We start from the raw sequence: 18360 nt of genomic DNA, 5'->3' as shown, positions 1-18360 counted from the left end.
ATGGTAAGGAGCGCGGAACGCGCGTCTCGAACCATGAAGGCCCGGCTCTCTCCCGGCCATCCTTCGAGACGCCCGCTTCCAGCGGGCTCCTCAGGATGAGGACGACACTTGCAAAGCCGTCCGGTTACCGCGTGAGCTTAAGGGCGTGCCGGTTGTCCGCGGTCGCGTCCGCCTCGGACCAGGATTGCGGCTGGACCTTGTCGCCAGCCGCGAATTTCTGGAAGCCTTCGACCACGACCTTGTCGCCGGCCTTCAGGCCTTCGGTGACGAACCAGAGACCGTCCTGCACCGATCCGGTGCGCACCGGCTGCACCGCGATGTGGTTGTCGTCCTTGACGACGAACACCTCGCTGCCGCCGCCGCCGTTGCGCTGGATCGCCTGCTGCGGCACCGCGATCGCGTCGGAATCGAGACCCTGATCGATCCGAACCCGCACATACATGCCCGGCAGCAGCTCGCGCTTGGGATTGCGGAACTCGCCGCGCAACGTCACCTGCCCGGTGTGGGCGTCGACCTTGGCGTCGGAGAACAGCAGCTTGCCGTCGAGCGAATAGATGGTGTTGTCGTCGAGCACGAGGCGCACCTTGGCGGCATCGGCGGCGATGCGCTCGAGGTCGCCGGTCTCGAAGGCACGGCGGAGCTGGTTGAGCTCGGTCACCGACTGGGTGAAGTCGGCATAGATCGGGTCGAGCTGCTGGATGGTGGCGAGATTGGTCTCGTTCTGCACGGCGAGCGCGCCCTCGCTGACGAGGGCCGCACCGACCACGCCGTCGATCGGCGCGCGAACGGTGGCATAGTCGAGATTGAGCTTGGCCCGCGCGAGCTCGGCCTTGCGGCCTTCGACCTCGGCATGGGCCTGGCGTTCGGCCGCGATCGCCTTCTCGTTCTCGGCTTCGGGGGCGGCGCGATCCCTGGTCAGGGTGGCGATACGATGCGCCTGTTGCCTGGCCTGCATCAAAGCCGCTTCGGACTTGGCCAGCGCGGCCTCATTCGCCATCACCTCGACCTCGAACGGGCGCGGATCGATGCGGTAGAGCGGATCGCCGGCCTTCACCTCGCTGCCCTGGCGGAACAGGCGCTCGACCACGATGCCGGACACGCGCGGCCGCACGTCGGAGACCCGCGTCGGCGCGATCCGGCCCGGCAGCTCGCGCACCACGGCGCGGGACTGCGGCTTGACGACGACGATGCTGACGTCAGGAGCGGGTGGCTGGGCGGCGGACACCGCGGAGCTGGATTCGTCGCAGCCTGCCAGAAGCGGCGCAAGGGCCGCGAGCATCATTGCAACGCATGCCGATCGCGCGCGAAGTCCGGACATGAAGTGGGGTGCCCCGATGTTGTTGAAACTGATCGTGCTCGCGCGCGGCCCGTTCTGGACCTTTTACACGCGACTGATGCCGCCAAAATAGAATGCATCTGCTGCGATGCAACGCATGGCGCGGGCGGCTCATTGTCACACAGCTTATGCTGCTGAGATCAGAAGGCTTTTACGGTGTCACTTGATTGTGAGTCGGGGTCCACCGGCGCGTGCTGCGACGGAACATCGCAATTACTCGGCGGCCTTCATCCGGTAGTGGCTGACGCCCCATTCGGTTCCATCGGCGTAGCCGAACAGGCCCGATGTCGCGAGCAGGAACCAGCGCCAGCGACGCATCCAGAGAGCGGCCTCCTCGCCATAGACCCTGCGCAAGGCGGCCTCGATGGCCTCGCGATGCGCATCGAAATTGGCGAGCCAGTCGTTGGCGGTGCGCTGGTAATGCGTCCCGCTCCAGCACCATTCCTTCTCGACCGCGAAGATATCGTCGAACTGCCTAACCAGGTGATGGCTCGGCATCAACCCGCTTGTATAGAGATGCTGCGCGATCCAGTCGTCGCGATCGGCGGGGTCAAGCAGATGCGAGCCGGAACGGTGGGTGACGACGTGCATGAAGAACCGCCCCTCCGGCGTGAGCCATGACCGCGCGCGCGTCATCAGCTTGCGCCAGTTGCGCATCTGCTCGAACATCTCGACCGAGACGATGCGGTCGAACTGCCCCTCGGGCGCGAACACGTTCATATCGGCCGTGACCACGCGCAGATTGAGCAATCCGCGCAGCCGCGCCTCCTCCTCGACATAGGCGCGTTGCGCCTGTGAGGTCGCGACCGCCGTCACCCTGGCGTGCGGAAACTGCCGCGCCATCCACAGGGACAGCGAGCCCCAGCCGCAGCCGAGCTCGAGGATGGCCTGGCCGTCGGCCAGGCCGGCATGCTCGACGGTCTGGCGCAGCGCCTCCTCCTCCGCCTCCCGCAAGGTGGTCGCGTCGGTCTTGTAGAAGCAGGAGGAGAATTTACGGTTGGGACCGAGCAAATCGGCGAAGAAGGCGGCAGGCACCTGGTCATGCCCGGCACCTGTACCGTCGGCGATCGGCCGCAGCATCATCCGGCCGGCAAAGGCGGCATCGTCGCCGGCGCCCAGGGCGGACAGGCGCGTCGCCATGCGGGAGCACAGGCGCTGGATCGCGGCGCGGATCACCACGTCCGGCAGCGGCACACGCTCGGCAGTCCCGATGATCGCGGAAACGACGCTCATGCGCCCCCCGAATGGCGAAATTCTGCAGAGACCTGCTTATCAAAGCGCCGCTTCCGGTCCGGGTTCCCCGAGCTGTCCCCGAAATCGGCGCATCCGGCGCTTTTTTTGGGCCGGCGCTGTGCCATAGTGCGCGCCGCAAGCAAGCTTACGTAACGGATGATACTGGCATGCGGTCTGGCACTTCCCGATCAACCATGGACATCGAGTACACGAAACTGTCCTCGCCCAGCGTCTTCCTGGTGCGGATGCTGGTCTTCCTGGTGCTGTGCACGCTGGTGGGCGTGGTGCTCTACAAGCAGATCATCCAGGCCTTCTTCGCCAATCCCGGCCTCAATGCCCTGATCGGCGGCGTGCTGTTCATCGGCATCATCCTGGCCTTCCGCCAGGTCATCCGGCTCTATCCGGAAGTCTCCTGGGTCAACAATTTCCGCGTCGCCGATCCCGGCCTGGCGCCGTCCCGTCACCCCAAGCTGCTGGCGCCGATGGCGGCGATCCTGGGCGGAGAGCGCTCGGGGCGGATGACCATCACCCAGACCACCATGCGGCACCTGCTCGATTCGATCGCGACCCGCCTGGACGAGGCCCGCGACATCTCCCGCTACATGACCGGCCTGCTGGTGTTCCTCGGCCTGCTCGGCACCTTCTGGGGCCTGATCGAGACGGTCGGCTCGGTCGGCAAGGTGATCGACGGGCTCAAGGTCGGAGGCGATTCCGGGGCGCTGTTCGACACGCTGAAGGAGGGCCTCGCCGCCCCGCTCGGCGGCATGGGCATCTCGTTCTCCAGCTCCCTGTTCGGCCTCGCCGGCTCGCTGATCCTCGGCTTCCTCGATCTGCAATCGAGCCAGGCGCAGAACCGCTTCTACACCGACCTCGAAGACTGGCTCGCCACCACCGTGCGCGAATACGGCAATGGCGAGGTGCCCGCCGCCGCCTCCGGCGGCGGTGTCGCCAGCGGGGAGCTTCAGGCCGCGGTCGAACGCCTGCGTTCCGTGTTCGAGGAAGGCAGCGCCGGCCGCGGCACCACGGCGGCGATGGCGAGCCTTGCCGAAGCGATCCAGGCGCTGGTCTCGCACATGCGCACCGAGCAGCAGATGATCCGCGAATGGGCCGACGGCCAGGGCGAGCAGAACCGCGAGATCCGCCGCCTGTTGGAGCGGATCGCGCGCCAGCCCGAGAAGAGTTGAGACGGTATCGTGCCCCGGACGCGACGCAGCATGAAATGATGCGTCGCTGAGCCGGGGCCCAGCGTCAGGGACAATATGGGTCCCGGCTCTGCGAAGCAGCGTTGCACGCTGCATCGCGTCCGGGACACGAAAGAAACGGAGACGTTAATGGCTCTAGCGCGCGGCCGCCGCAGCGAAGGCGCCTTCAATTACTGGCCCGGCTTCGTCGATGCGCTGTCGACGCTGGTGCTGTCCATCGTCTTCCTGCTGTCGGTGTTCCTCGTCGTGCAGTTCTTCCTGTCGCAGGAGGTCACCGGCAAGGACAAGGCGCTGGAGCAGCTCAACGCCAAGATCGCCCAGCTCAACGAGCTGTTGTCGCTGGAGAAGCTCGGCAAGCTCACGCTCGACGACCAGGTCTCGCAATTGAAGGCCGGGCTCGCCTCGGCCGAGACCGAGCGCGACCGCATCAAGGGGCTCTATGACGGTCTCGCCGCCGCCGGCAACGACGCGCAAGGCAAGACCGCCGAGCTCGGCAAGGCGCTGGATTCCGAGAAGGCGGTCTCGGCGCGGGCGCTGGCGCAGATCGAGGTGTTGAACCAGCAGATTAGCGCGCTGCGCCGGCAATTGGCGGCGCTGGAAGAGGCGCTCGATGCATCCGAGAAGCGCGACAAGGAATCGCAGAACCGCATCGCCGACCTGGGCTCTCGCCTGAACGTCGCCCTGGCGCAGCGCGTGCAGGAATTGTCGCGCTACCGCTCGGAATTCTTCGGCCGGCTGCGCGCCATCCTCGGCAACCGCCCCGACATCCGCATCGTCGGCGACCGCTTCGTGTTCCAGTCCGAAGTGTTCTTCGACACCGGCCAGGCGGTGCTGCTGCCCGAGGGCCGCGCCGAGCTCGACACCCTGGCGGCCGCGCTGATCGAGCTCGACAAGAAGATCCCGAGCGACATTCCCTGGGTGCTGCGCGTCGACGGCCATACCGACGTGCGCCCCGTCAACGGTCCGAACTTCAAGTCGAACTGGGACCTGTCCGCGGCGCGCTCGATCTCGGTGGTGCAATATCTGGTCTCGCTCGGCGTGCCCGCCCAGCGCCTCGTCGCCGCCGGCTTCGGCGAGTTCCAGCCGCTCGATACCGGCAACACGGAAGAGGCCTACAAGCGCAACCGCCGCATCGAGCTGAAACTGACGGAGCGGTAGTGAGCGCGCTCCACCTCCGCCCCTACGCGGCCTCCGACGAGGCCGCCGCGATCGATCTCTGGCATCGCACCTGGCAGCAGGCCTATCCGCAGATCGACTTCGCGGCGCGGCTGGACTGGTGGCGCGAGCGCTGGCTGAGGGATCTGGTGCCGAAGGCCCAGATCGTGGTGGCGGAACAGGACGGCGCGCTGACCGGTTTCGTCACCATCGACGACGACGGCTATCTCGACCAGCTGGTGGTCGATCCCGCGCATTGGGGCTCGGATGCGGCAAGGCTGCTGGTGGACGAGGCCAAGCGCCTGTCACCGTCGGGCGTCACGCTGCTCGTCAACAAGGACAATGCCCGCGCCATCCGCTTCTACGAGCGCAATGGCTTTGCCCATGCCGGTGACGACGTGAATCCGACCTCGGGCCGGCCGGTGTTGAAGATGGTGTGGCGGGCGTGAGGCCTGTCACATCGGGGATCCCAAGGCGCCGGTTATTCGTTGTCTCAAGGCATGGCCGATGGAGACGATCGATGAAGCTGAACGAGCTGGCCAAGGGGTCCTCGGTGATGCTGGGCGTCATCGTCGCCGGCTATGTGTCGACGACCTATGTCGACCAGCGCTTTGCGACATCGAGCGCCCCTGCGCAGACGAACAGCCCTGAGGGATCAGCCTGCGTCGAAGCGGACGGCAGCTGGAAGAACTGGCCCTGGCCGAACGTGCCGGCGCTGTCACCGAAGTGCCGGTAACGTGCGAAGCTCCCTCCACACGTCATTGCGAGGAGCTCTTGCGACGAAGCAATCCAGAGTCTTTCCGCGGAAACAGTCTGGATTGCTTCGCTGCGCTCGCAATGACGAGATTGTAGAACGCGCTTGCAATACTCTCACTGTCGCAAGTGCGGCTGCGTTGAGGCGCCTCACGCCCCCTCGAACTGCAGCCTCGCCAGCCTGGCGTAGAGCCCGTTCGCGGCCACGAGCTCGGCATGCGTGCCCTGCTCGACGATCTTGCCCTGGTCCATCACCAGGATGCGGTCGCAGGAGAGCACCGTGGCGAGGCGATGGGCGATCACCAGCGTGGTGCGGTGGCGCATCAGCTCTTCCAGCGCGGTCTGCACCAGCGTCTCGCTTTCGGCGTCGAGCGCGGAGGTGGCTTCGTCCAGCAGCAACAGCGGCGCGTCGCGCAGGATGGCGCGCGCGATCGCGATGCGCTGGCGCTGACCACCGGAGAGCGTCACGCCGCGCTCGCCGAGCGCGGTCTCGAAACCTTCGGGCAGGCGGCGGATGAATTCGGCGGCATGGGCGAGCTCGGCGGCGCGCTCGACCTCGGCATCGCTCGCACCGGGCCGGCCGAAGCGGATGTTCTCGCGGGCGCTCGCGGCGAACACCACGGAGTCCTGCGGCACCAGTGCGATGCGCGCACGGAAATCCCCGGGGTCGGCGGACTTGACCGGCACGCCGTCGAGCGAGATCGACCCGCTGCGCGGATCGTAGAAGCGCAGCAGCAGATGAAAGATGGTGCTCTTGCCGGCGCCGGAGGGACCGACGATCGCGACCTTCTCGCCGGGGCGCACGGTGAACGACACCGCGTCGAGCACCTTGACGTCGGAGCGTGCGGGATAGGCGAAGCTGACCCGATCGAAGCCGACCTCGCCGCGCGCCGGCACCGGCAGCGCAAGCGGCGCCGCAGGCGCGGCGATCTCGGGCTGGACGTGGAGGATCTCGAACAGGCGCTCGGCTGCGCCCGATGCGGCCGAGACCTCGCCCCAGACCTCGCTGAGCTGGCCGAGGCCGGCTGCGGCAAACACCGCATACAGCACGAACTGGCCGAGCCGGCCCGGCGTGATCGCGCCGGTGAGCACGTCATGCGAGCCGATCCAGAGGATGGCGACCACGCTTGCGAACACGATGAAGATGATGATCGCCGTCAGCACGGCGCGGGCCTGGGTCGAGGTGCGCGCGGCTTCATAGGCCTGCTCGACCTCGCCGCCGAAACGCTTCTCGGCGAAGCCCTCGCTGGTATAGGCCTGCACGGTGCGGATCGCGCCGACCAATTCGCCCGCATAGGCGGAGGCATCGGCGAGCGTGTCCTGCGCGTTGCGCGACAGGCGCCGCACCCAGCGCCCGAACGCCACAAGCGGCAGCACGATCAGGGGAATGGCGAGCAGCACGAAGCCGGAGAGCTTCGGGCTCGTGATCACCATCATCGCCGTCGCGCCCAGGAACATCATAAGGTTGCGCAGCGCGATCGAGACGGAGGCACCGACGGCCGATTTCAGCTGGGTGGTGTCGGCGGTGAGACGCGAGATCAGTTCGCCGCTGCGCGCGGAATCGAAGAAGGCGGGGGACAGCGACAGCAGATGGGCGAAGACGTCGCGCCGGAGATCGGCGACGATGCGTTCGCCGATCGTCATCACGAGGTAGTAGCGCGCGGCACTGGCGATCGCGAGCACGGCAACGACCGCGAGCATGACCGAGAAGTAGCTGTTGATCAGCTCGATGCCCTCGGGCGTCAGGCCGAAATCGATCATCCTGCGCACCGCGACCGGCACCAGCAGCGTGGTCAGCGCGGCGATCGTGAGCGCGACGAAGGCCAGCGCCGCGCGGCCGCGATAGCGGATCACATAGGGCGCGAGCGCCAGCAGCGGCCGCAGCTTGGCGCGGCCCTTGGCCGGCGCTTCGATCAGCTCGGCCTCGATCGAGGGGGTGTCCGCGGCGTTCATTGCGGGCTGATCGAGATATTGGTCATCAAGCCGTTCCACTGCGCTCATGAGATCCGACCCATTGCATTCGTTTGCTCCCAATAGGCCGGTGCATCAGTAGTGGCAAATCCGGGAAGTCCCTTAGGGCAAACCCCCGGTTCACCGCGGCAGCATGGCTTGTTTTGCCGGGTTTCGTGAGGTATAGAGCCGCCCAAATCCGTCATTCGCGAGCCACCCAAGAAGGCGCCGGAGCGCCGAGGAATTGCCATGAAAGCCGAAATTCATCCGAATTATCATACGATTAAGGTCGTCATGACCGACGGAACCGAGTACCTGACCCGCTCCACCTGGGGCAAGGAAGGCGACACGCTGAACCTCGACATCGACCCGAAGTCGCACCCGGCCTGGACCGGCGGCTCCGCCCAGATCATGGACCGCGGCGGCCGCGTCTCGCGCTTCCAGAAGAAGTTTTCGGGCTTCCTCAAGAAGGATTGAGCCGGCCGCAAGGCTGGACATGGAAACGCCCCCGGGAGACCGGGGGCGTTTTTGTTTTGGGGCCGGTCGTCGGCCAAGGCCGAGGACTCGCAGGGTGGGCAAAGCGAAGCGTGCCCACGACCTCTATTGTGATCCCAAGAGAGAGATGGTGGGCACGGCGCTCTGCGCCTTTGCCCACCCTTACGGCACCGGTGCGACCTACCGCTCGAACGCGGCCTTCAGCGCGTTGAGGTGCGGCACCAACGGATTGCCGATCGCGGCTTGCTCGGCCGGCGGGGTGTGGATCGTGCTGTCGAGGCGGCGGACGCGGGTCTGCAGGCTCATCGAGCGATGGATCAGGTCCTGAAGCTGCGCCGGCAGCTTCTCGATGGTGTCGGCCGGGCCGGGATCGGCGGCGGTGAGCTTGACCTTGGTCTTCTCGCGGTTGGCCTGGCTCAGCGTCATCTCGCCTTCCTTCACCGCGCGGTGCAGCAGCAGCCAGGAGGCGAGCTGCATCAGGCGCGTGGTGAGGCGCATGCTCTCGGTCGCGTAGGTGAGGCTGACGGCGCGGTCGAGCGCCTTGGCCTCGACGCGGCCAGCGCCGTCGAGATAGGCGGCGGTTTCCTCGACGAGGTCCATGCCCTCCCGGAACAGGCTGCCGAACGCCGCAGAATTGGTGAATCGCTCGCTGAGCTGAACGAGAGCGCCTTCGGCCTGCAAACGTTCCATGGTTAACGCCTCTTACGCAACTGTTTGACTGCCCGGCTTTGGCGCCGGCTTATGATGAACAAATCATTGCGCGGGCGAGAGGCGGAGTCCAGTGACAAGCGCGGATATGGTTTCCGCGGGTCAATCCTTCGGAATGCAACCGGACGGGGATGCTAGACAGCGGGAGCGGAAGCAAAAAAAGAGCCGCCGGAGACCGGCGGCTTTGAAAGTTGATAACAGGGAGGCGTCAAACAGAGTGGACAGGAGCCACTCGGTGTCCAAACGAGGACAGTTCCAGTCATAAACCCGAAAGCTTAATCCGAAGTAAACAAGCTAATTTTTTGGGATTTCGTTAGCCATGTCGGCCAGTGGCCGAATGAAGTGCGGAACAATCTTCAGCCGTCATTCCGGGGCGCGACGAAGTCGCGAGCTACGATGCGCAATTGCGCATCTGAGAATCCATAACCACAGGCGGATGGAGTAGCCGGCCACGATCAGCGTGCCCGTATCAACGGCCTGTGGCTATGGATTCCGGGCTCGGCGCTGACGCGCCGCCCCGGAATGATGAGGCGGAGAAAGTTCGGCCCACGCGTCCGGGACGACAGTCGGTTCTGTGGTGACCCCTACGACTTGAAAATACTGTTCGCCGCATCGCGCGAGGCGCGCTTCTTGGTGGCGGCTTCTTCCAGTCTTGCGATCTCCGTCTTGAGCAGCGCGACACGCTCGGTCAGTTCCTCCACTGACAAGAGTGAGAGGTCCTGTCCAATCTCATGGCTGATCTTCTTGCGCGGGCGGTCGTCGTCTTCCATCGGCATCGTCGTTCCTCCTCTCGTCCGCGGACCGGACCACATGGCCTAAGGCGGTTGCCAGCCTGCACCGCGCTGGCTAAGCAAGGGCCTCGTTTCCTCCCGCACCTTTGCTCAAGGACACATCATGGACAAGCTGCCCGCGCAAATGACCGTGGTCGCCATCTCCAAGCCCGGTGGGCCGGAAGTGCTGGTGCCGGAGCAACGCAGCGTTCCGCAGCCCGGTCCCGACGAGATCCTGGTCAAGGTGATGGCAGCCGGCGTCAACCGGCCCGACGTGGCGCAGCGCTCCGGCGCCTATCCGCCGCCGCCCGGCGCCAGCGACCTGCCCGGCCTCGAGATCGCGGGCGAAGTCGTCGCGGTCGGCAGCAATGCCAAGCGGCACAAGGTCGGCGACAAGGTGATGTCACTCGTCGCCGGCGGCGGCTATGCGCAGTACTGCATTGCGCAGGATGCCCAGGCGATGAGCGTGCCGCCGGCGCTGTCGATCAAGGAAGCCGGCGCGCTGCCGGAAACCCTGATGACGGTCTGGCACAACGTGTTCGAGCGCGGCGGCCTCAAGGCCGGCGAGACGCTGCTGATCCATGGCGGCTCCTCCGGCATCGGCACCATGGCGATCCAGCTTGCGAAAGCCTTCGGTGCAAAAGTGTTCGTCACCGTGGGATCGCAGGACAAGATCGATGCCTGCCTCAAGCTGGGGGCCGACCGCGCCATCAACTACAAGAGCGAAGACTTCGTCGCCGTGATCAAGGCTGAGACCAACAACGTCGGCGTCAACCTGATCCTCGACATGGTCGCCGGCGACTATGTCGACCGCAACTATGATGCCGCCGCGGTGGACGGGCGCATCGTCCAGATCGCGACCCTCAACGGCCCCAAGGTCAGCGTCAACATCGCCAAGGTCATGGTCAAGCGCCTGACCCATACCGGCTCGACCTTGCGCCCCCGTAGTAATGCGGACAAGGCCGCGATGGTGGCCGCGATCGAGCAGAAAGTGATGCCGCTTTTGCGCGAAGGCCGCATCAAGCCGGTGATGGACAGCACTTTCCCGCTGGAAAAGGCCGCAGACGCCCACCGGCGCATGGAAACGAGCGCACATATTGGCAAAATTGTGTTGGAGGCCTAGGCTGCCGGCCGACAGGGCAAGCCGGAAACCCTTTGATTTTCCTCGCTTTCGTGGCATCTATCGCGACGCACCGAACCACATCGGTTCGGTCTGAAATCGCCTTCTAGATTCGCCTTGCACTGACGAGTTTGCGTCGAACGCGGAGAACTGACCTTGCGTCTGATCAGGTGCCTCGCGCCCATCGCGCTGGGCCTCATGATTCTCGTCGCCGCGTACCCCGCGCGCGCGCTCGACGCCGTCAGCGTCCGTGGCGACGCGCCCGCGATCGACCTCACCAGCGTGCTCGAGCATCAGCGCAGCGATGCCGATCGCATCCAGGTTTCCACCGCGCCCGGCACCGACGGCATCGTCCGCCGCATCGAGGTGCGCGCCCGCGAGGGCGGCCAGAACTGGGTGGTGTTCGCGCTCGCCAACAACACCGACGACCAGCTCGACCGCCTGATCGTCGCCCCGCATTACCGCATCGTCTCTTCGGGATTGCTGTGGCCCGACCTCGGCCTGTCGCGCATCGCGACCATCACGCCCTCGATCGGCGACCGGCCGGAACGGCAGGAAAGCGCCACCGCCGACGTGTTCCGCATCACGCTCGACCCCGGCGCCGTCGTCACCTTCGTCGCGGAGCTGCGCACCGACAAGCTGCCGCAGCTCTATCTGTGGGAGCCGGAAGCCTACAAGGACAAGGTCAACTCGTTCACGCTGTACCAGGGCATCGTGATCGGCATCTCCGGCTTGCTCGCACTGGTGCTGACCATCCTGTTCGTGGTGAAGGGCAGCATCATGTTCCCGGCCGCGGCGGCGCTGGCCTGGGCGGTGCTGGTCTATATCGGCGTCGATTTCGGCTTCTGGGGCAAGGTGCTCGACATGTCGAACAACGCCGAGCGCATCTGGCGCGCGGCGGGTGAGGCGATCCTGGCGGCGACGCTCTTGGTGTTCCTGTTCGCCTATCTCAATCTCAGCCGCTGGCACGTGCGCTATTCGCACATCACGGTCGGCTGGCTTGCGTTCCTCGGCTCGCTGGTGGCGCTCGCCCTGTTCGATCCGGCAGTGGCCTCCGGCATCGCGCGCATCTCGCTGGTGCTGATCGCCTTCGCCGGCTTCGCGCTGATCGTCTATCTCTCCACCCACGGCTTCGACCGCGCCGTGCTCTTGATCCCGACCTGGTTCCTCCTGGTGGTCTGGGTGGTGGCGGCCGGCATGACGGTCGCGGGCTCCGTCACCAACGACATCGTCGGCCCTGCCCTGCTCGGCGGCCTCGTGCTGATCGTGATGCTGATCGGCTTCACGGTGATGCAGCACGCCTTTGCCGGCGGCGGCGCCAGCACCGGCGTCGTCTCCGACATCGAGCGGCGCGCCCTGGCGCTGGCCGGCTCCGGCGACCTGATCTGGGACTGGGACGTCTCGGCCGACAAGGTGTTCACCAGCCCCGAGACCGAAGCCCTGCTGGGACTGAAGCGGGGCACGCTGGAAGGGCCCGCCGCCTCCTGGCTCGAGGTGCTGCACCCGCTCGACCAGGATCGTTTCCGCGCCGCGCTCGACAGCGTGCTCGACCAGCGCCGTGGCCGTCTGGTGCAGGATTTCCGCCTGCGCACCCCGGACGGCCACTTCATGTGGTTCGCGCTGAAAGCGCGCCCGGTGGTCGGCTCGGACGGCGAGGTCTCGCGCGTGGTCGGCACGCTCACCGACGTCACCGAGCTGCGCAATGCCGAGGAACGCCTGCTGCACGATTCCGTGCATGACAATCTCACCGGCCTGCCCAACCGCAAGCTGTTCATGGACCGGCTGAATGCAGTCGCGCATTTCGCCAAGACCATGCCGACGCTGCGGCCGACGCTGATGGTGATCGACCTCGACCGCTTCAAGCAGGTCAACGATTCCGTCGGGATTGCGGTCGGCGATTCCATCCTGCTCACTTTGGCGCGCCGCCTCACCCGCATCCTGAAGCCGCAGGACACGCTGGCCCGGATGGCCGGCGACCAGTTCGGCCTGATCCTGCTGTCGGAGCAGGACCCGGCGCGCATCACCGCTTTTGCCGAAACCATCCGCAAGACCATCCGCGCGCCCATCGCCTTCAACGATCGCGAGATCTTCCTCACGGCGTCGATCGGCCTCGCGCTGTCCGATCCGCAAACCCAGCTCACGGACGAGATCATCAAGGATGCCGAGCTGGCGATGTATCATTCCAAGCGCATCGGCGGCGACCGCATCGACGTCTACAAGCCGGCGATGCGCGCGCGGAAGACCGACCGCCTGACGCTGGAGAGCGAATTGCGCCGCGCCATCGAGCGCCAGGAGATCACGATCCTGTACCAGCCGATCGTGCGGCTCGAGGATCGCTCCGTCGCCGGCTTCGAGGCGCTGGCGCGCTGGGATCATCCGAAGCTGGGACGCATGGCGCCCTCGGAGTTCATCTCGATTGCGGAAGAGACCGGCCTGATCGTCGACCTCGGCATGTTCGTGCTCGACCAGACCGCCAAGCAGCTTTCGGTGTGGCAACGCGCGATGCGCTCGCGCGAGCCGATCTTCGCCTCCGTCAACGTCTCGTCACGGCAGCTGCTGCGCCACGATTTGATCCACGACATCCGCACCGTGCTGTCGCGCTCCTCGGTGGCGCGCGGCACGCTCAAGCTCGAGCTGACGGAATCGCTGGTGATGGAGAATCCGGAGCACGCAGCCCAGATGCTGACCCGGATCCGCGAGCTCGGCACCGGGCTGTCGCTCGACGATTTCGGCACCGGCCATTCCTCGCTGGCCTATCTGCAGCGCTTCCCGTTCGACACCATCAAGATCGACCAGTCCTTCGTGCGCACCACCAGCCGCGGCACCCGCCCGGTGATCCTGAAGTCGATCATCGCGCTCGCCCACGATCTCGGCATGGACGTCGTCGCCGAAGGCGCCGAAACGGATTCGGACGCCGTCGAGCTCTACCAGATGGGCTGCGAATACGCGCAAGGTTTTGCCTTCGGCGAGCCGATGGATGCCGACGCGGCGATGCGGCTGCTCACGGAAGTGCGGCTGGAAGCTGCGAGCTGATTGCTCTCTTACCCTCCCCCTCCAGGGGCCCTCCAGGGGAGGGTGGACGGCGTGCCCTACGATACTATCGCCGCCGCTCGTTCTTCTGCTTCCTGAACCTTACGCTCTGGCCGTCCGGCATGCGCGTTGCCACGAAGCCGGCGGCGAGGCAGGCTTCGCGTTGCGGCATCTGGATGTCGGGGCTGCGCAGGCTGTCCCACCATGAGGCACGCTGGGCCGCGCGCGGCAGCGCCGCGCCGATGATCTCCTCGATCTGCTCGAAGCTCAGCACGAGCTCCTCCTGCTTCTGCCGCAGCAGATAATCGCGCAACGCATCGTAGTCGTTCACACTCGTCCTCTCGTCCGGGGCCGAAGATCAGGTCTGCTCAAAACCGTCAGCCGCATAAACCGATTCTTAACTCATTGCAGCAGCGCCGTCGCGGCTTAAACACTACGCAAGCTTTCGGGCGCATCCACTATGGACAGGAGCGAACAATGTTCTCTGGATGGCGCGACGTTGCGGCCCGCCGGCCGTGGCGGATTTCGGCGAAGCTGCTGATCATCTCGTCCGTGGTGACGGTGATCGGCTTTTCCGCCATTTGCGTCAACGTCATGCTCGACATGCGCCGCGGCGAGGAGGCGCTCGCCCGCCAGACGCTGGAAAACCTTGCGACCACGATCGAGTCCGACGTCAGCCGCAACGTCGAGATCTACGATTTGTCGCTGAAGGCGGTCGCCAGCAACATGCTGCTGCCCGAGCTGGCGACGGTCTCGAAGCCGATTCGTCACCTGATCCTGTTCGACCACGCAACCACCGCCAGGCATTTCGGCGCCATCCAGGTGTTCGACGCCGAGGGCCGGCTGACCATCGACGCCTCCACGCTCGATCCGCTGCCGGAGGACCGCAGCGAGGAAGTCTATTTCAGGGTTCACCGGGACAATCCCGGCGCGGAGCTGTTCATCAGCCGTCCCATGCTGTTTCGCGGCGCCTACTCGATCGTGCTGAGCCGGCGCATCAGCGACGCGGACGGCGGCTTCATGGGCGTCGTCGCCGGCTCGATCCGCTTCAGCTATTTCCACGAATTGTTCGATCGGCTCAACCTCGACCCCGACGACACCATCACCGTGCTCAAGCGCGACCGCACCATCATCATGCGGCGGCCATTCGATCTCGACGTCATCGGCACGAACCTGAACGACCGCCAGAACTGGAAGGCCGACAATCTCAGGGTCGGCGCCTCCTATTCGGGACAGGGCCCGGTCGATCCGACGCCGCGACTCTATGTCCGCAGCAAGAACAATGGTCCGCTGTTCGTGGTCGCCGGCAAGCCTTTGGCCGCGGTGTTCGCGCTCTGGCAGAAGGAGGCGATCCGCATCGGCGCCGTGGTGCTGGCGCTCGCGCTGTTCGTGCTGGGATCGACGCTCGTGCTCGCGCGCGAAATCGGCCGGCGCGCCGAGGCCGAGCGCAAGCTCGAGGAGTTGGCGACGACGGACGCGCTCACGGGCCTGAAGAACCGCCGCAAGTTCGATTCCGTCATCGACGTCGAGTGGCGGCGCGCCATGCGCCAGAAGGCGCCGATCGCGCTGCTCATGATCGATGCCGATCATTTCAAGGCCTACAACGACACGTTCGGCCATCAGGCCGGCGACCAGGTGCTGGTCGGCATCGCCATCTGCATTTCCGATTCGGTGAGCCGCGCCGGCGACTGCGCGGCGCGCTATGGCGGCGAGGAATTCGCCGTGCTGCTGCCGAACACCTCGGCCGCCGATGCCTTCAAGGTGGCGGAGACGATCCGCCTCAAGGTGCAGGGCTGGTCCGACGATCAGGCGATGTCGACGGTGTCCTGCGGCATCGCCAGCCTCGTCCCCGCCGCCGGCATGGACTGGGCGCTGCTGGTCGCCGCCGCCGACAAGGCGCTCTACGCCGCCAAGGCCGGCGGGCGCAACCAGTCGGTGGTGGCGAGCCTGCCGCAGCTGTCGCTGGTGGCGTGAGGCGCTGTTCTCTCGCAGTCATTGCGAGCGAAGCGAAGCAATCCAGTATCTCTCCGCGGATACATCACTGGATTGCTTCGTCGCTTCGCTCCTCGCAATGACGACGGCGGGCTACTGCCCCAGATATTTCTTCATCTCCGCGATCAGGCCGTCGCGCAATTCCGGGCGCTTCAAGCCGTAGGCGATGTTGGCGCGCAGGAAGCCGGGCTTGGAGCCGCAATCATGGCGCTCGCCCTCGAACTCGACGCCGTAGAATTTCTGCGTCTTGGCAAGCCCGATCATGGCGTCGGTGAGCTGGATCTCGCCGCCGGCGCCGCGCTCCTGGGTCTCCAGGATCTTGAAGATCTCCGGCTGCAGGATGTAGCGACCGGTGATCGAGAGGTTGGAGGGCGCCGTGCCCTTGGCCGGCTTCTCGACCATGCCGTCGACCTCGAACATCTTGCCGTTGCGCTTGCCGACGCCGCAGATGCCGTATTGGTGGGTCAGATGATCGGGCACCGCCTCGACCGCGACCAGATTGGATTTTTCGCCGAGCGAGGACGCCATCTCGATCATCTGCTTCAGGCAGCCCGGCGTATTGAGCACGAGCTCGTCCGGCAGCACCACGGCGAACGGCTCGTTGCCGACGATGTCGCGCGCGCACCAGACCGCGTGGCCGAGGCCGAGCGGCGCCTGCTGCCGGGTGAAGCTGACCGCGCCGGCTTCCGGCTGGTTCTGCGCCAGGATGTCCTGCTCGGCTTTCTTGCCGCGTGCGGCCAGCGTCGCGTCGAGCTCGAACATCCGGTCGAAATGATCCTCGATGACAGCCTTGTTGCGGCCGGTGACGAAGACGAAGTGCTCGATGCCGGCTTCCTTCGCCTCGTCATAGACGTACTGGATCAGGGGCTTGTCGACGATGGTCAGCATTTCCTTCGGCATTGCCTTGGTGGCAGGCAGAACGCGGGTGCCGAGGCCGGCGACGGGGAATACAGCTTTGCGAATCTTCATGGGATCGATCGAATACCTTGGGGCACATGGGACGGGAGCAATGGCATTCTTGCTAGCCTGTTTGCAGCCGCCAACAAAGGCGGATGTGGGGCCTCGCCCCGACAGAGTTAAGAAAAAGGCCGTCACCAAAATTTCACCTTTGTTAAGCTATTGGCAACGCTAACCAGGCCTCCTGTGGCGGGTTTTCAGGCCGACGGGTGGGATATGATGCAATCAATGGCAGGACTGGCGAGACGGGCTGGCGGCGCAGTCGTTGCGGCCGCTTTGCTGCTGCCGGCCGGCGCGCAAGCGCAGGCACAGAACGGCCTGTCGAACCTGTTCGGCGGCATCTTCTCGGGATCGAACCCGGCACCGGCGCAACCCACACCTGGCCCGAGCGGCGCGCCGACGGGAGCATTGCCCTGGAGCGGCGAGGACGGCGCCTCCGGCCATCCCTTGATGACGGCCGCCGCGATCCGCGAGGCCGCCGGCAACTTCAACAATTGCGTCGCTGCGATGTGGCCCGATGCTGCACGGCGCGGCGTCACGCAGGAGAACTTTCAGCGCTTCACCGCCGGACTCTCGCCCGACCTGCGCATCATGGACCTCATGGACTCGCAGCCGGAATTCACCAAGTCGATCTGGGACTATCTCGACATCCTGGTGAACGACAACCGCCTCGCCAAGGGCCGCGAGGTCCTCGCCAAATACAAGGCGCAGTTCGACGCGACTGAGAAAGCCACCGGTGTCGACCGCACCATCATCGCTTCGATCTGGGGCATCGAGTCCAATTACTCGACGCAGATGGGCGATCGCAGCGTGCTGCAATCGACCGCGACGCTCGCCTGCATCGGCCGCCGCCAGGCCTATTTCAAGGACGAATTCCTCTCCGCGCTGGAGATCCTCAACCGCGGCGATCTGCGTCCGGAGCAGCTGCGCGGCTCCTGGGCCGGCGCCTTCGGCCCGACCCAGTTCATGCCGACCGCGTTCAAGCGCTTCGCGGTGGACGGAGACGGCGACGGCCGGCGCGACGTCGTCGACAATCCGACCGACCTGATTGCCTCGACCGCCAACAATCTGAAGAAGGACGGCTGGCAGCCCGGCCAGACCTGGGGCTACGAGGTCGTGGTGCCGCAAGGCTTCAACTACATGCTGGCCGACCGCGCCAAGGCGATGCCGATCGCGCAATGGGAGAAGCTCGGGCTCAAGCGTCCAAACAACCAACCCTTCCCGCAGCCGGCGGAGAAAGCTTACCTGCTGGCGCCGGCCGGCGCGCAGGGACCGGGCTTTCTGATGCTGCAGAATTACCGCGTCATCATGAAGTACAACCCGGCCGAGGCCTATGCGCTGGCGATCGGCCATTTCGCCGACCGGCTGCGCGGGGGACAGCCTTTCGTGCAGCCCTGGCCGCGCCAGGAGCGCGAGCTATCGCGGACCGAGCGGCTGGAGCTGCAGCAGCTGCTGGCCCAGCGCGGTTTCTACAAGGGCACCCCGGACGGCCAGTTCGGCGGCCAGACCAGGGAAGCCTTGCGCAACTTCCAGGCCTCGATCGGGGCCCCCGCCGACGGTTTTGCCTCGTCCGACGTGCTGGACCGGCTGCGCGGGCGGTAATATCGCGCCTGAAGTAACCTTGAAGGCGGATTTTGCCTGAAAACCTTGACCGGGACT

The 18360-nt window shown here is 65.7% G+C and carries 16 protein-coding genes; 9 read left to right on the top strand and 7 right to left on the bottom strand.

The window, feature by feature from the left end:
- Positions 1-124: 124 nt before the first annotated feature.
- Together N2602_RS06195 and N2602_RS06190 are read right to left on the bottom strand one after the other, a co-directional pair.
- Positions 125-1318 (bottom strand): efflux RND transporter periplasmic adaptor subunit, encoded by a 1194-nt coding sequence (locus tag N2602_RS06195; protein ID WP_172784849.1) that lies wholly within the window; start codon positions 1316-1318, stop codon positions 125-127.
- Positions 1319-1549: 231 nt separating this feature from the next.
- Positions 1550-2569: a cyclopropane-fatty-acyl-phospholipid synthase family protein gene (locus N2602_RS06190; protein WP_260382068.1), complete on the bottom strand. Its 1020-nt coding sequence runs from the start codon at positions 2567-2569 to the stop codon at positions 1550-1552.
- A 167-nt stretch (positions 2570-2736) separates the two neighbouring features.
- Between N2602_RS06190 and N2602_RS06185 the strand changes: the two genes are divergently transcribed.
- The 4 genes from N2602_RS06185 (at position 2737) to N2602_RS06170 (ending at position 5662) form a co-directional block, all read left to right on the top strand.
- Positions 2737-3753 carry a flagellar motor protein MotA gene (locus tag N2602_RS06185; protein WP_212254200.1) on the top strand — a complete coding sequence of 339 codons (1017 nt, stop codon included), beginning with the start codon at positions 2737-2739 and terminating at the stop codon, positions 3751-3753.
- A 147-nt stretch (positions 3754-3900) separates the two neighbouring features.
- Positions 3901-4929: a peptidoglycan -binding protein gene (locus N2602_RS06180; RefSeq protein WP_172784852.1), complete on the top strand. Its 1029-nt coding sequence runs from the start codon at positions 3901-3903 to the stop codon at positions 4927-4929.
- A complete protein-coding gene (locus tag N2602_RS06175; RefSeq protein WP_260382067.1) occupies positions 4929-5375 on the top strand; it encodes a GNAT family N-acetyltransferase in 447 nt (148 codons plus the stop codon). Before N2602_RS06180 ends, N2602_RS06175 begins: the two co-directional genes overlap by 1 nt.
- A 71-nt stretch (positions 5376-5446) precedes the next feature.
- A complete protein-coding gene (locus N2602_RS06170) occupies positions 5447-5662 on the top strand; it encodes a hypothetical protein (protein ID WP_260382066.1) in 216 nt (71 codons plus the stop codon).
- A 167-nt stretch (positions 5663-5829) separates the two neighbouring features.
- Here N2602_RS06170 and N2602_RS06165 read toward each other — a convergent pair whose 3' ends face one another.
- Positions 5830-7680 carry an ABC transporter ATP-binding protein/permease gene (locus N2602_RS06165; RefSeq protein WP_260382065.1) on the bottom strand — a complete coding sequence of 617 codons (1851 nt, stop codon included), beginning with the start codon at positions 7678-7680 and terminating at the stop codon, positions 5830-5832.
- Between the two features lie 198 nt (positions 7681-7878).
- Between N2602_RS06165 and rpmE the strand changes: the two genes are divergently transcribed.
- Entirely contained in the window at positions 7879-8106 is a 228-nt protein-coding gene (gene rpmE / locus N2602_RS06160) for a 50S ribosomal protein L31 (RefSeq protein ID WP_027573780.1), read from the top strand.
- Between the two features lie 198 nt (positions 8107-8304).
- On the opposite strand, the gene N2602_RS06155 is transcribed toward rpmE, so the two are convergent.
- Positions 8305-8814, bottom strand: coding sequence for a DUF1465 family protein (locus N2602_RS06155; RefSeq protein WP_172784856.1), 510 nt, complete (start codon positions 8812-8814; stop codon positions 8305-8307).
- A 602-nt stretch (positions 8815-9416) separates the two neighbouring features.
- Positions 9417-9608 (bottom strand): DUF1192 domain-containing protein, encoded by a 192-nt coding sequence (locus tag N2602_RS06150; RefSeq protein WP_172784857.1) that lies wholly within the window; start codon positions 9606-9608, stop codon positions 9417-9419.
- A gap of 118 nt (positions 9609-9726) precedes the next feature.
- Here N2602_RS06150 and N2602_RS06145 point away from each other — a divergent pair, with 118 nt between their 5' ends.
- Entirely contained in the window at positions 9727-10725 is a 999-nt protein-coding gene (locus N2602_RS06145; protein ID WP_212254197.1) for an NAD(P)H-quinone oxidoreductase, read from the top strand.
- Between the two features lie 153 nt (positions 10726-10878).
- A complete protein-coding gene (locus N2602_RS06140; protein WP_172784859.1) occupies positions 10879-13755 on the top strand; it encodes an EAL domain-containing protein in 2877 nt (958 codons plus the stop codon).
- 64 nt (positions 13756-13819) lie between these two features.
- Here the strand turns inward: N2602_RS06140 and N2602_RS06135 are convergent, their stop codons facing one another.
- On the bottom strand, positions 13820-14083 hold the full coding sequence (locus tag N2602_RS06135) for a hypothetical protein (RefSeq protein WP_212254195.1): 264 nt from the start codon (positions 14081-14083) through the stop codon (positions 13820-13822).
- 146 nt (positions 14084-14229) lie between these two features.
- On the opposite strand from N2602_RS06135, the gene N2602_RS06130 reads away from it, so the two are divergent.
- Complete coding sequence (locus N2602_RS06130) at positions 14230-15726, top strand: diguanylate cyclase (protein WP_260382064.1); 1497 nt, start codon at positions 14230-14232, stop codon at positions 15724-15726.
- A gap of 111 nt (positions 15727-15837) precedes the next feature.
- Here the strand turns inward: N2602_RS06130 and N2602_RS06125 are convergent, their stop codons facing one another.
- Positions 15838-16713, bottom strand: coding sequence for a UTP--glucose-1-phosphate uridylyltransferase (locus N2602_RS06125; RefSeq protein ID WP_172784861.1), 876 nt, complete (start codon positions 16711-16713; stop codon positions 15838-15840).
- Between the two features lie 207 nt (positions 16714-16920).
- Here N2602_RS06125 and N2602_RS06120 point away from each other — a divergent pair, with 207 nt between their 5' ends.
- On the top strand, positions 16921-18303 hold the full coding sequence (locus tag N2602_RS06120) for a lytic murein transglycosylase (protein WP_260382063.1): 1383 nt from the start codon (positions 16921-16923) through the stop codon (positions 18301-18303).
- The last annotated feature ends 57 nt before the right edge of the window (positions 18304-18360 follow it).

Origin of the sequence: Bradyrhizobium sp. NC92 (assembly GCF_025200865.1) — a bacterium.
GTDB lineage: Bacteria > Pseudomonadota > Alphaproteobacteria > Rhizobiales > Xanthobacteraceae > Bradyrhizobium.
The sequence above is the reverse complement of the archived record's forward strand: the minus strand, read 5'-3'. Positions and strand labels throughout refer to the sequence as shown.